This window comes from Pseudomonas sp. P7548, from assembly GCF_013386585.1.
In the GTDB taxonomy this organism is placed as follows: domain Bacteria; phylum Pseudomonadota; class Gammaproteobacteria; order Pseudomonadales; family Pseudomonadaceae; genus Aquipseudomonas.
In genome coordinates, this window is record NZ_JACARO010000063.1 from 32,157 (window position 1) to 45,391 (window position 13,235).

Annotated in this window: 13 protein-coding genes; 6 read left to right on the plus strand and 7 right to left on the minus strand. The window is 61.3% G+C overall.

Features of this window, described 5'->3' with window-relative positions; genetic code table 11:
- Window positions 1–81: 81 nt before the first annotated feature.
- The 5 genes from HX803_RS23360 to HX803_RS23380 all read right to left on the minus strand — a co-directional run bounded on the left by HX803_RS23360 (window position 82) and on the right by HX803_RS23380 (window position 4,793).
- Window positions 82–2,160 (minus strand): diguanylate cyclase, encoded by a 2,079-nt coding sequence (locus HX803_RS23360; RefSeq protein WP_178923908.1) that lies wholly within the window; start codon window positions 2,158–2,160, stop codon window positions 82–84.
- Window positions 2,157–3,038 carry an endonuclease/exonuclease/phosphatase family protein gene (locus HX803_RS23365; protein WP_178923993.1) on the minus strand — a complete coding sequence of 294 codons (882 nt, stop codon included), beginning with the start codon at window positions 3,036–3,038 and terminating at the stop codon, window positions 2,157–2,159. Before HX803_RS23365 ends, HX803_RS23360 begins: the two co-directional genes overlap by 4 nt.
- Window positions 3,039–3,045: 7 nt before the next feature.
- Entirely contained in the window at window positions 3,046–3,681 is a 636-nt protein-coding gene (dsbA, locus tag HX803_RS23370; RefSeq protein WP_178923910.1) for a thiol:disulfide interchange protein DsbA, read from the minus strand.
- A 168-nt stretch (window positions 3,682–3,849) separates the two neighbouring features.
- Entirely contained in the window at window positions 3,850–4,455 is a 606-nt protein-coding gene (locus tag HX803_RS23375) for a cytochrome c4 (protein WP_176994643.1), read from the minus strand.
- Window positions 4,456–4,490: 35 nt separating this feature from the next.
- Entirely contained in the window at window positions 4,491–4,793 is a 303-nt protein-coding gene (locus tag HX803_RS23380; protein WP_176994642.1) for a cytochrome c5 family protein, read from the minus strand.
- Window positions 4,794–4,985: 192 nt separating this feature from the next.
- Here HX803_RS23380 and yihA point away from each other — a divergent pair, with 192 nt between their 5' ends.
- Window positions 4,986–5,627: a ribosome biogenesis GTP-binding protein YihA/YsxC gene (gene yihA, locus HX803_RS23385; protein ID WP_025854318.1), complete on the plus strand. Its 642-nt coding sequence runs from the start codon at window positions 4,986–4,988 to the stop codon at window positions 5,625–5,627.
- Between the two features lie 269 nt (window positions 5,628–5,896).
- On the opposite strand, the gene polA is transcribed toward yihA, so the two are convergent.
- The gene (gene polA / locus HX803_RS23390) at window positions 5,897–8,680 is read right to left on the minus strand and encodes a DNA polymerase I (protein ID WP_178923912.1); all 2,784 of its coding nucleotides are present in this window, start codon (window positions 8,678–8,680) and stop codon (window positions 5,897–5,899) included.
- A gap of 74 nt (window positions 8,681–8,754) precedes the next feature.
- Between polA and HX803_RS23395 the strand changes: the two genes are divergently transcribed.
- Window positions 8,755–9,045 carry a DUF2782 domain-containing protein gene (locus HX803_RS23395; RefSeq protein WP_016969541.1) on the plus strand — a complete coding sequence of 97 codons (291 nt, stop codon included), beginning with the start codon at window positions 8,755–8,757 and terminating at the stop codon, window positions 9,043–9,045.
- Window positions 9,046–9,101: 56 nt separating this feature from the next.
- Window positions 9,102–10,055, plus strand: coding sequence for a homoserine kinase (locus HX803_RS23400; protein WP_178923914.1), 954 nt, complete (start codon window positions 9,102–9,104; stop codon window positions 10,053–10,055).
- 128 nt (window positions 10,056–10,183) lie between these two features.
- Here the strand turns inward: HX803_RS23400 and HX803_RS23405 are convergent, their stop codons facing one another.
- The gene (locus HX803_RS23405; protein ID WP_178923924.1) at window positions 10,184–11,113 is read right to left on the minus strand and encodes a metal ABC transporter solute-binding protein, Zn/Mn family; all 930 of its coding nucleotides are present in this window, start codon (window positions 11,111–11,113) and stop codon (window positions 10,184–10,186) included.
- A 58-nt stretch (window positions 11,114–11,171) separates the two neighbouring features.
- On the opposite strand from HX803_RS23405, the gene HX803_RS23410 reads away from it, so the two are divergent.
- Genes HX803_RS23410 through znuB form a run of 3 tightly spaced genes read left to right on the plus strand, consistent with a single transcriptional unit; the run spans window position 11,172 to window position 13,220 of the window.
- Window positions 11,172–11,654 carry a Fur family transcriptional regulator gene (locus tag HX803_RS23410; RefSeq protein WP_372339939.1) on the plus strand — a complete coding sequence of 161 codons (483 nt, stop codon included), beginning with the start codon at window positions 11,172–11,174 and terminating at the stop codon, window positions 11,652–11,654.
- Complete coding sequence (znuC, locus tag HX803_RS23415) at window positions 11,654–12,439, plus strand: zinc ABC transporter ATP-binding protein ZnuC (RefSeq protein ID WP_178923926.1); 786 nt, start codon at window positions 11,654–11,656, stop codon at window positions 12,437–12,439. The genes HX803_RS23410 and znuC overlap by 1 nt, the downstream gene beginning before the upstream one ends.
- Window positions 12,432–13,220, plus strand: coding sequence for a zinc ABC transporter permease subunit ZnuB (znuB, locus tag HX803_RS23420; protein ID WP_016969536.1), 789 nt, complete (start codon window positions 12,432–12,434; stop codon window positions 13,218–13,220). Before znuC ends, znuB begins: the two co-directional genes overlap by 8 nt.
- Window positions 13,221–13,235: the final 15 nt, after the last annotated feature.

The following is a 13,235-nucleotide window of genomic DNA, read 5'->3' on the forward strand; positions in this document are numbered from 1 at the left end:
GACATTACACTGAAGGCGATAATGCAACAGTGTAACGTACCGTTTGTGGCCGGGCGGTCAAATTACAAAATGGAACATCTTTTAGGCCGCCTGCACCTGATTGCGCCCTGCCGCTTTGGCCCGATACAACGCCTCATCGGCACGCTTGAGCGCCAAGTCGCTGCGCTCACCGGGTTGGAACTGTGCCACGCCCATGGATACCGTGATCGTCACCGGCTCACCCTTGAAGTGGAAAGGGCACGCTTCGATGGCCTGGCGCAACATCTCACCGGCCGCCAGCGCATCGGCCAGGGATGAGTTGGGCATCAGCAACACAAACTCTTCACCGCCGAAGCGCGCAATAAAATCGGTGGGTCGCAGGCGTTTGCGCAGCACACTGGCAATGATCTTGAGCACTTTATCGCCCGCCAGGTGGCCGTAGCCATCGTTGATGCGCTTGAAGTGGTCCAGGTCGAGCATGGCCAGCGACAGGCTGTTGCCACGCTGGTGCCAGGCATTGACCTCATGGTCGAGGCGCTCGCTCCACGCCGCACGGTTGGGCAGCCCGGTCAGCGGGTCGATCAAGGCCTTCTGGCGCTGCACCTCCAGGTGCTCGCGATAGCCCTGGGCCTCCTGCTCCATATTCGCCACGCGCTCAGCCAAGCCTTTCAAGCGCGCCGCCACTTCCTGCTCACGCTGGTCACGCTGCTGCTGGTGTTGGTCCATGGTACCAAGCAAGCCTTCGAGGTGGCTCTCCAGCACCTGCTTGAGGCTGTCGAGGTCGGCCGCGTCCTGCACGCTGCTTTGCAAACCGTCGACCTGCTCACGAATCTGTGTGTCCAGCTCCCGCGCAGCCGAGCGGCTGTCGGCATGACCATCGCTGGCAACCTGCAGATGGCCCTGGAAGGCTTCCAGTCGTTCGTTGAGCTGCTTGAGATAGGCCTCGAACTCATGCTGGCCACTGTCGGTGATTGCCAGCATCAACACCGCCAAATCATCGAGGATCGGCAGCAGTTCATACCAGTTCAAACCATGGGCCAGGCGCTCACGCATGGCTTCGGCCTGGGGACGGTGGCGTTCGGGCAGCGAGAGGTCTTCCAGCAGGCCTAGCAAGGTGTCTTCGATATGCTTGGCCACCGAGCTGTAGGACGGCTCGGGCGAGTCGGGCAAGGCGTACACGCCGTCCGACTGCAACGCGTCAGGGTCAGGCTCGGCGCTTTCCAGAACAGGCGGAAGCGACAGGCTGCCGATTGAGGTTTCATCCGGCGCATCGTCCTGAACCGGCGGTGGTTCGATAAACGCCGCGAGGGCACTTTCGGGGGCGGGATCTTCGACCGCAGGTTCAATCACCTCGGGTTCAGGTGCCTCGACAGGCGCAGCCTTGGGCGCCGCTTGCGCGGGGGCCTCGAAGGCCAATGCTTCACTGGCTGCCTCTAGCACCTTGGGGGGCGCAGCCACACTGACAGGCGTAGGCGGCTCAGGCGGCGCGGCGACGGCTGCCTGCGGCAAAGGCGCAAAGGCGCGCAACGCTTGGGTCAACTCTTCGGATTGTGCAGGTGCCTGAGGCTCAGGCTCCGAGTACAGCTTGGAAGACGCGGGCTTCGGCGCAGGATCTGATGCCGGCTCGACTGCCGGGGGGTCATTGGCAACCTCTTTTGCACCAAACAACCGCTGCAGCAAACCAGGCCCCGAGCGTGGGGTTTCGCCGTCTGGCTCCAGGTTATCCAACGCTTGCCCTTGCAGGCTGCTCAGCTCACTGAGCAGCAGCGGGATCTCCCGCGCCTGGCCGACGCGCCCGTCCAACTGCTTGGCGAAGGTTTTCAGCGGCCGGGCCACTTCGCGCGGCAGTGGCAGCTTCTGCAACTGTGCAACCAGTGCGGTGAGCGCGGTGCTGATCTGGTCAACCCGGGTTTCGCGGCGCTGTTCAGAGTCGAGCACGGCTTTTTCAAGGCGTGGCAGCAGGGCGGCGAGGGCGGCATCCATGTCGTCGGTGCGGACCACATCACGCATCTCCTTCATGCACTGATCAACGGCGCGGTCGGTGCCCTCAGCGGCCAGTGTGCTGCGTACCAGCCCTCGGCGCAGCAGGTCGAGGCGGGCAGCCCAGCGGCGTTCGAGCTTGTCCTGCTGCTCGATGCTCTTGAGGTATTTTTCTTTCCAGCGCTGGGCGTCGTCGCTCATGCAAGGGGTCCGCGAGGGCCGGGGCTCAACGCGGGCAATGCATCAGCCGTGAGCGAACCCGGCAGACGAATCTCTACCGCGACCGGCAGGTGATCGGAGATGGGCTGCGCCAGGACCTGCACGCTTTCGAGCGTGAGGGTCGGGCTGAGCAGGATATGGTCGAGGCAGCGCTGCGGGCGCCAGCTGGGAAAGGTGGCTTCGACTTGCGGCGCCAGTAACCCAAGGTCTCGCAGCGGGGAATTCTGTAACAGGTCGCTGGCGTGGGTGTTCATGTCCCCCATCAGCACCTGGTGTTTGTAATTGCCGATCAGCTCTCGGATGTAGGCCAGTTGCATCGTGCGGGTACGCGCCCCGAGCGCCAGATGCATCATCACCACCACCAAGGCTTCCGGGCCTTCGCCAAAGCGCACGAGGATCGCGCCCCGGCCCTTCGGGCCTGGCAGCGGGTGATCTTCGATAGCCCATGGCTTCAAGCGGCTGAGCACGCCATTGCTGTGCTGCGCCAGGCGCCCGAGGTTGCGATTGAGTTGCTGGTACCAGTAAGGGAATGCGCCGAGCTGGGCCAGGTGTTCCACCTGGTTGATGTAGCCCGAGCGGATGCTGCCGCCATCGGCTTCCTGCAAGGCGACGAGGTCGAAGTCGCTCAACAGGTTGCCGATCTTTTGCAGGTTGCCGGCACGTCCGTTGTGGGGCAGCAGGTGCTGCCAGCCACGGGTGAGGTAATGCCGGTACTTCTCGGTACTGATGCCCACCTGGATATTGAAGCTGAGCAGGCGCAGACGGCTGTCTGCCGGCAGGCCCGTGGACTCCAGATGGTGCTCGTTGACCTGCGGGTCATGCAGGCCAACGACGCGTTCAGTCCCCCAGCGGCGCATGATGGCCCCCTTACTTGGCTGCGCGCTCTTTGGCGATCAGCTGGTCGGCAACATTCAGCGTCTGCTCAGGACCACCGGAGGTGCCCAGGTCGAAACGGTATTTGCCGTTGACGATCATGGTCGGTACGCCTTGCACGCCGTACTTCTGCGCCAGTTCCTTGGCCTGCTTGATCTGGCCCTGGATAGCGAAGGAATTGAAGGTGGCGAGGAACTTGTCCTTGTCGACGCCTTGGGTGGCAACGAAGTCAGCCATCTCTTCCGGCTTGGTCAGGCGCTTGCCTTGTTTCTGGATCGCATCAAACACCGCGTTGTGGACCTTGTGCTCAACACCCATGGCTTCCAGGGTCAGGAACAGTTGGCCGTGGGCGTCCCATGGGCCGCCGAACATGGCCGGGATGCGCTTGAAGTTGACGTCGGACGGGAGTTTTTCGACCCAAGGGTTGATGGTCGGCTCAAAGGCGTAGCAATGCGGGCAGCCGTACCAGAACAGCTCCACCACTTCGATCTTGCCAGGCACCGAGACCGGCACCGGGTTGGCCAATTCAACGTAGGTTTTACCGGCTTCAAGCGGCACGTCGGCAGCTTGTGCGGTCATGCCGAAGAGGCTGGCAGTGACGAGAGCGGCGCTGAGGATCAGATTACGCATGCTTTACTCCTGGACAAATAAAGTCGCCTCACGCGACCTTTGTTGTGACAGGTCTACGCGGGCATGAGTTCGTTAGTGTAACGGCACCGGCCACAAAAAAGGGCGGCCTAAGCCACCCTTTTTATGCTTGCATCGACGGATTAATCGAGCGTTAACGTCGTATTTGTATCAGTGCAGACCCTGGATGTACTGGGAAACCGCCTCAATGTCCTTGTTGCTCATTTTATTGGAGATGGTTTGCATGATTTTGGCATCGCCGTCGTTGGTGCGATTGCCTTCACGGAAGTCCGTCAGCTGCTTGGCGATGTACTGCGCGTGCTGGCCGCTCAAGTGCGGGAAGCCAGCAGCGGCAAGGCCTGCGCCGTTAGGCGAGTGGCAACCGATGCACGAAGGCATGCCTTTTTCCAGGTTGCCGCCACGGAACAGTTCTTCACCGTGGGCCACGACTTTTGGATCGGCAGCTCCCACACTGCCTTTCTGGCTGGCAAAATACGCCGCGATATCTGCCAGGTCCTGATCGCTGAGGTTGGTCAGCAAGCCGGTCATTTCCAGTACCGTGCGCTTGCCGTCCTTGATGTCGTGCATCTGCTTGGTCAGGTAACGCTCGCCCTGGCCGGCCAGTTTGGGAAAGTTCGGCGCCGGGCTGTTGCCATCCGGTCCATGGCAAGCACCACATACGGCGGCTTTCGCCTGGCCCGCTGTAGCGTCGCCTGCAGCATGGGCAACACCGGTGATGCCCAGGGTCAACAGCAGACTCACGATCAGTTTGTTCATCAGCTAATCCAACTACGGCTAAGGGGTTTATAGAGTTATCTACCGGGTTTACTCACCATCATTTCAATGATGGCCTGGTAATCCTCAGTACTGCAGTCCATGCACAAACCACGCGGCGGCATCGCCTTGAAACCCTGGGTCACGTGTTGCACCAGCGTGTCCATGCCCTGCGCCAATCTTGGCGCCCACGCTGCCTGGTCACCCCGTTTGGGGGCGTTGGGCAACTGGCCGGCATGGCAAGCCACGCAAACTCGGTTGTACACCGCTTCGGGATCCTGTGTAGCCTGAGCGCCGTAAAGCGGAATCAGGACACCGATAGCAAGCAACCACTTGGTCATACGTCGACCAGTTCAGGGTTTGAGAGCGTTTTGCGTTCTAATGCGCAATAAAGGTCTATCGCTCCCGTGAACTTCATCCTTCGCTGGGACAAAGCACACACAAAATCTGCGGCATTATATACTGGCGCTACTGAAACGGAAACGACACCGCTTGCCGCACCCTTTCTCGGCACCGCCCACATCGGAAATCTCATGCAACTCAAGAATCCCATCCTCGGCCTGTGCCAACAGTCCACGTTCATGCTCAGCGCCGCCAAAGTTGACCAATGCCCCGATGACGAAGGCTTTGAAGTCGCCTTTGCCGGTCGTTCCAACGCTGGCAAATCCAGCGCATTGAACACCCTGACCCACGCCAGCCTGGCCCGTACCTCGAAAACCCCAGGCCGCACGCAACTCCTCAATTTCTTCAAGCTAGACGATGATCGGCGTCTGGTCGACCTGCCGGGCTACGGATACGCAAAAGTACCTATCCCGTTGAAGCTGCACTGGCAGCGTCACCTGGAGGCTTACCTGGGTGGCCGCGAGAGTTTGAAGGGTCTGATCCTGATGATGGACATCCGCCACCCGATGACCGACTTCGACCTGCTGATGCTCGACTGGGCCGTCGCCAGCGGCATGCCGATGCATATTCTGCTGACCAAGGCCGACAAGCTCACTTACGGCGCTGCCAAGAACACCTTGCTCAAAGTGCAGTCCGAAATCCGTAAAGGGTGGGGTGATGCGATCACCATCCAGCTGTTCTCGGCGCCAAAACGCATGGGCCTGGAAGAGGCTTACACCGTGCTGGCCGGCTGGATGGAATTGGCTGACAAAGGCGCTGAAATCGCGGAATAACTTTTCTGCGGGCAAAAAAAACCCCGGACTTCGTATGGGGAGGGGAAGTTCGGGGTTCAAGTTCCGGACCGCTAGGGCGGGGTCCAGATATCTGCCAACACTTAACACAACATAGGAGCATTGAAGGGCTTCACCACCCATTCAGTAACTCTGAGTAGCAGTTCACGGGTTAAGTTCCGGCAGGTTCAAAAAACTATTGGAAATAACTGACGGCGACATCCGATCTAAAGCACTCTGCCACCACGCCAGGTGGTGGCGAATCCCCTGAATCAGTGCGCTTCGTCCCAGTTATCACCGACGCCCACGTCCACCAGCAGTGGCACGTCCAGCGCTGCTGCGGCACTCATGTGCTCGCGAATCTTCTCGCTCACCTCTTCGACCAGATCCTCACGCACCTCAAGCACCAGCTCATCGTGCACCTGCAGGATCACCTTGGCATCCAGGCCTGACTCGGTCAGCCAGTTATCCACCCGCACCATGGCCTTCTTGATGATGTCAGCCGCCGTGCCCTGCATCGGCGCGTTGATCGCCGTGCGCTCCGCAGCGGCGCGCTCCTGAGGTTTGTTGGAGTTGATATCCGGCAGATACAGGCGACGCCCGAAGAAGGTCTCGACATAACCCTGGTCGGCCGCCTGGGCGCGGGTGCGCTCCATGTACTCACGCACACCCGGGTAGCGGGCGAAGTAGACATCGATGTAGGCCTTGGCCGTCTTGGTGTCGACGCCAATGTCCTTGCCCAGTTTCTGCGCCCCCATGCCATAGATAAGCCCAAAGTTGATCGCCTTGGCGCTGCGACGCTGATTGGAGGTGACCTCGGCCAGCTCAACCTTGAACACTTCCGCCGCCGTCGCCGTGTGCACGTCCAGGTCGTTACGGAAGGCATTCATCAGCCCTTCGTCCTTGGACAAGTGGGCCATGATGCGCAGCTCGATCTGCGAATAGTCCGCCGCCAACAGCTTGTAACCCTTGGGCGCGACGAACGCCTGGCGAATCCGCCGGCCCTCGGCGGTGCGCACCGGAATGTTCTGCAGGTTCGGATCGCTGGAAGACAAACGCCCGGTCGCCGCTACAGCCTGGTGATAGGACGTATGAATACGCCCGGTACGCGGGTTGATCTGCTCCGGCAGACGGTCGGTGTAGGTGCTCTTCAATTTGCTCATGCTGCGGTACTGCATCAGCACCTTGGGCAGCAGGAAGTCGTCCTCGGCCAGCTTGGCCAACACTTCTTCGGCCGTGGAAGCCTGGCCCTTGCCGGTCTTCTTCAAGACGGGCAAACCCAGCTTCTCGTAGAGAATCGCACCGAGTTGCTTGGGCGAGCCTAGGTTGAACTCTTCGCCGGCGATCTCGAACGCTTCGCGCTCCAGCTCGACCATCTTGTTACCCAGCTCGATGCTCTGGATGCCCAGCAGATCCTTGTCGACCAGCGCCCCCTGGCGCTCGATACGCGCCAGCACAGGCACCAACGGGATTTCGATATCCGTGAGCACACTCGCCAGGCTCGGGATGGCTGACAGTTGCGCAAACAGCTCCTGGTGCAGGCGCAAAGTGACATCGGCGTCTTCCGCCGCATACGGGCCAGCTTGTTCCAGCGCGATCTGGTCGAACGTCAGCTGTTTGGCGCCTTTGCCCGCGATGTCCTGGAAGGCAACGGTGTCGTAGTCCAGGTACTTCTTGGCCAGGCTGTCCATGTCATGCCGGGTCGCGGTGGAGTTCAGCACGTAGGATTCGAGCATGGTGTCGAACGCGATGCCGCGCACGGTAATGCCTTGCGCAGGGTCACCACCGATGGCGCAGTTGGCTAAAATGTTCATGTCAAACTTGGCGTGCTGGCCAACCTTGAGCTTGGCTGGGTCTTCCAGCAGCGGTTTGAGCGCCAGCAATACCGTGTCGCGATCCAACTGCTGCGGCGCGCCGATGTAGGAATGGGTCAGCGGGATGTAGGCCGCTTCATGGGGCTGTACAGCAAAGGAAACCCCGACCAACTGCGCCTGTTGCGCGTCGATCCCGGTGGTTTCGGTATCAAAGGCAAACAATTTGGCGTCGTTGAGCTTCTTCAGCCAACGATCAAACGTCGCCTGATCAAGGATCGTGGTGTAGCTCGCCTCGACAGGCGCCGCCGCAACTTCTTCAACAACCGCCTCGGCTGCTGGTGCCGCGCTGAGCTCTACACGCTTGGCATCGCGCTGAACCTCATCGATCCAGCTCTTGAACTCAAGCAGCGTATAGAGCTCCAGCAGTTTTTCCCGATCCGGCTCAATCAGATGCAGATCGTCCAGGCCCACGTCCAGCGCCACATCGCACTTGATCGTCGCCAACTGGTAGGAAAGAAACGCCATTTCCTTGTGTTCTTCCAGCTTGGCCGGCAGCGTCTTGGCACCCCGGATCGGCAGGGTCGGCACGATATCCAGCTGCTCATACAGCTCTTTGATCCCACCATTCACGCCCACCAGCAAGCCGGACGCCGTCTTGGGACCAATACCCGGAACACCCGGGATGTTGTCGGAGGAATCGCCCATCAGCGCCAGATAGTCGATGATCTGCTCCGGAGCGACGCCAAATTTCTCCTTTACGCCCTCGATGTCCATCGAGCTACCGGTCATGGTGTTGACCAAGGTAATGTGCCCGTCGACCAGTTGCGCCATGTCCTTGTCGCCGGTGGAAATCACCACCGGCCGGCTGGCCGCCGCGCTGCTGCGGGCCAAGGTGCCGATCACGTCATCGGCCTCAACGCCTTCGACGCACAGCAATGGGAAACCCAGTGCGATCACGCTCTGGTGCAGCGGCTCGATCTGCACACGCATGTCATCGGGCATGCTCGGGCGGTTGGCCTTGTATTCGGCGTACATGTCGTCGCGAAAGGTCCCACCCTTGGCGTCGAACACCACCGCGAACGGGCTGTCCGGATACTGCTTGCGCAGGCTTTTGAGCATGTTCAACACGCCCTTGACCGCACCGGTCGGCAGGCCTTTGGAGGTGGTCAGCGGTGGCAACGCGTGGAAGGCGCGGTACAGATATGAAGAACCGTCCACCAGGACGAGGGGGGCTTGGCTCATGAGCAGGATCAACCTTTTCGGCGGGTCAGGCGCTAGAATAGCCGGACCAATGACGACAAAGGGACAAGGTTATCATGCGTACAGCGAATCGCTTGTTGTTGACCGGCTTGATTGCATTCTTGCCGCTGGCCGCCACGGCAGCCGACAGCGCGCCCTCGGGAGACCCGGATGTCACGATCCGCACCGAAGGCGACAAGGAAATCCGGGAATACCGCCAAAACGGCTTCCTGTATGCGATCAAGGTAACCCCAAAAGGCGCACCTCCGTATTTCCTGGTACGCGCGGACGGAACGGATGCGAACTTCATCCGCTCTGACCAGCCGGATATGCTGATCCCGTCATGGAAGATCTTCGAATGGAAATGATTTCTTAACTTCAATTGGCGCCGCGCACCGCGGCGCCCGTACTGGCAGTTTTAACCATGTCTGTGTTCACCCCCCTGGCTCGGCCCGAGCTGGAAACCTTTCTCGCCCCTTACGGGCTCGGCCGCCTGCTTGATTTCCAGGGAATTGCCGCCGGTAGCGAAAACACCAATTTTTTCGTCAGCCTGGAACAGGGCGAGTTCGTCCTGACCCTGGTTGAACGCGGCCCGGTCGCGGAAATGCCGTTCTTCATCAAACTGCTCGACGTGCTCCACGACGCCGACTTGCCCGTGCCTTACGCGCTGCGCACCACCGACGGCGTGGCATTGCGCGAACTCAAAGGCAAACCGGCGCTGCTGCAACCGCGCTTGGCCGGCAAGCACATCAAGGACGCCAACGCCCAGCATTGCGCCCAGGTCGGTGACCTGCTCGGCCACCTGCACCTGGCCACCCAAGGCGAGAAAGTGCTGGAGCGCAAGACGGATCGCGGGCTCGACTGGATGCTCAGTGAAGGTGCGCAGTTGATTTCACACCTCAACGATGCACAGCAGCGACTGCTGCAAGACGCGCTGACCGAAATCGATGCGCACAAGGCCGAAATCCTCGCCCTGCCACGCGCCAACGTGCACGCGGACCTGTTCCGCGACAACGCGATGTTCGAAGGCACGCACCTCACAGGCCTGATCGACTTCTACAACGCCTGCTCAGGTCCGATGCTGTACGACGTGGCAATCGCCCTCAATGACTGGTGTTCGGACGCCGACGGCGTGATCGATGGGCAGCGTGCCCGCGCGTTGCTGGGTGCCTACGCGAGCCTGCGACCGTTTACGGCGAAAGAAGCCGAGCTGTGGCCGACCATGTTGCGCGTGGCGTGCGTGCGGTTCTGGCTGTCACGCCTGATCGCTGCCGAGTCGTTTGCCGGGCAGGATGTGTTGATCCATGACCCCGCCGAGTTCGAGCACCGTTTGGCGCAGCGCCAGCAGGTCACTCTGCAACTTCCGTTCGCGCTATAAGAAGATCAACTCGGTCAAAAAATGTGGGAGCTGGCTTGCCTGCGATAGCGGTGGACCAGCAACAGAGATGCTGGCTGGCCTGACGCTATCGCAGGCAAGCCAGCTCCCACAGGATCATGCAGTGACGGTTAGAGCGACTCCAGGCAACCCGCCAAATCGTTACCCAGCTTCTCCAGCACCTGCTCATACCCCTGAGCGGTGGCCGGCGTGTACCCACCCAGCGCATCCAGCTCCGCCAGCTTCACCGGCAGGCCAGCCACCAGTGTTTCAGCCAAGCGCGGACGCAATGGCGGCTCGCTGAACACACACGTCTTACCCACCTCCTGCAATCGTGTGCGCATCGCCGCCACATGCTGGGCGCCAGGCTGCACTTCGGCGGCCACACTGAACACGCCGGTGTGCCTGAGCCCGTAGGCGTCTTCGAAGTAGTCGAAGGCTTCGTGGAAAACGAAGTAGGGTTTATCACCCACGGTTGCCAGGCGAGCCTTGAGACGGGCATCCAGCGCATCCAGTCGTTCATCGAACGCCTTCACGTTGCTCTGGTACCGCGCCGCATTGGCCGGGTCGGCCGAACTCAGGTCGGCCGCCATGCGCGCCGCGATCACCCGGGCATTCACCGTCGACAACCACAAGTGCGCATCCAGGCTGCCTGGGCGATGATCGTGGTCATGTTCGTCGGCATCATCGGCATGAGAGTGGCTATCTTCGGCAAAACGACGCAACTTCATGCCCGGCAGATCCTGCACGGCCACGGTTGGCAGGCTGCGCCCCTTGAGTACACGCGGCAGGAAGCTTTCCATGTCCGGACCGATCCAGTACAGCAGGTCCACCGATTGCACACGCTGTACGTCGGATGGGCGCAACGCATAGTTATGCGGCGAAGCACCCGGCGGCAGCAACACTTCCGGAATGGCCACGCCATCCTGTACAGCAGCGGCAATCAGCTGCAGCGGCTTGATGCTGGTCAGTACCTTGACTTCAGCCTGAGCGGCACCTGCGATGAACAAACTGGTGACAAATACGACAAAAACGGGAAAAAGTCGGGACACGATGACCACTCAATGGCGTAGGAACGGGTAACATAATAACGTCTCTATCAAATGTCTGTCGCCGCTCATGCCTAAAACACCGCTTGCCAGCCGTCCCCATGACCACTCTCACTGCGTGCATACCGCGCTGTCGGAAGCCGACACCCTCTGCACGCAGAAGGGGTTGCGCCTGACTGCCCTGCGTCGTCGCGTGCTGGAACTGGTGTGGCAGAGCCACAAGCCGCTGGGCGCCTACGACATCCTGGGTGTGCTCAGCGAACAGGACGGCCGCCGCGCCGCGCCGCCGACCGTATACCGTGCGCTGGACTTCCTGCTGGAAAACGGCCTGGTGCACCGCATCGCCTCGCTCAACGCCTTTGTCGGCTGCAGCCACCCGGAACACGCTCATCAGGGCCAGTTCCTGATCTGCCGCGAATGCCACGCCGCCATCGAGCTTGAACAAAAAAGCATCAGTGACGCCATCATCAAAAGCTCTACCGAGGTCGGCTTCAAGGTCGAAGGGCAAACGGTCGAAGTGGTCGGCCTGTGCTCGGGCTGCCAGGGGGCTTGATGAGCAACGCGTTAATCCGCCTGGAGCAGGTCGGGGTCACGTTCGCCGGGCAAAACGTGCTGGATAACATCGCGCTCAGCGTAGAGCCCGGGCAGATCGTCACCCTGATCGGCCCCAATGGCGCCGGCAAGACCACCCTGGTGCGCGCGGTGCTTGGCCTGCTCAAGCCCGACAGCGGCACGGTGTGGCGCAAACCCAAGCTGCGCGTCGGCTACATGCCCCAGAAGCTGCACGTCGACCCGACACTGCCGCTCTCCGTGCTGCGTTTCCTGCGCCTGGTGCCCGGCGTGGACCGTGCCCGCGCGCTGTCGGCACTCAAGGAAGTCGGCGCCGAACAGGTGATCGACAGCCCGGTGCAAAGCATCTCCGGCGGCGAGATGCAGCGCGTGCTGCTGGCCCGCGCGCTGTTACGCGAACCGGAACTGCTGGTGCTGGATGAACCCGTACAAGGCGTCGACGTCGCCGGCCAGGCCGAACTCTACAGCCTGATCACCCGCCTGCGCGACCGCCACGGCTGCGGCGTGCTGATGGTTTCCCACGACCTGCACCTGGTGATGAGCACCACGGATCAGGTGGTGTGCCTCAACCGCCACGTGTGCTGCTCCGGCCACCCGGAGCAAGTCAGCGGCGACCCGGCGTTTGTCGAGCTGTTCGGCAAGAACGCCCAGAGCCTGGCGATTTATCATCACCATCACGACCACGCCCATGACCTGCATGGCGCTGTGGTCGACGATCCCGCAACACCCCACACCCACGTTCATGGAGATAGCTGCAAGCATGGCTGATTTTCTGCTGTACGCCCTGCTGGCAGGCTTGGCTTTGGCGTTGGTGGCGGGCCCGTTGGGCTCGTTCGTGGTCTGGCGCCGCATGGCCTATTTCGGCGACACGTTGTCCCATGCCGCGCTGTTGGGCGTGGCCATGGGTTTCCTGCTGGATGTCAGCCCGACCATCGCCGTAACGGTTGGCTGCCTGCTGCTGGCGGTACTGCTGGTGACCCTGCAACAGCGCCAGCCGCTGGCCTCCGACACCCTGCTCGGCATCCTGGCGCCCAGCACGCTGTCCCTGGGCCTGGTGGTGCTGAGCTTCATGCATGAAGTGCGCATCGACCTGATGGCCTACCTGTTCGGCGACCTGCTGGCCATCAGCACCACCGACCTGGCCTGGATCCTCGGCGGCAGCGCGGCCGTGCTGGTCTTGCTGGTCGCCCTGTGGCGCCCACTGCTGGCCATCACCGTGCACGAAGAACTGGCCACAGTCGAAGGCTTGCCCGTGCCGACCCTGCGCATGGCCTTGATGCTGTTGATTGCGGTGGTGATCGCTGTCGCGATGAAGATTGTCGGCGTATTGTTGATCACGTCGCTGCTGATCATTCCCGCCGCAGCCGCCCAGCGCCATGCCCGCTCACCGGAGCAAATGGCGATCGGCGCCAGCCTGTTGGGGATGCTTGCCGTGTGCGGGGGCCTGGCGCTGTCCTGGTTCAAGGACACGCCGGCCGGGCCATCGATTGTGGTCACGGCCGCCGCCCTGTTTCTGCTGAGTTTTGTCCTGCCCCGTCGAGGGGTGTAGACTTGCTCGCTTTTT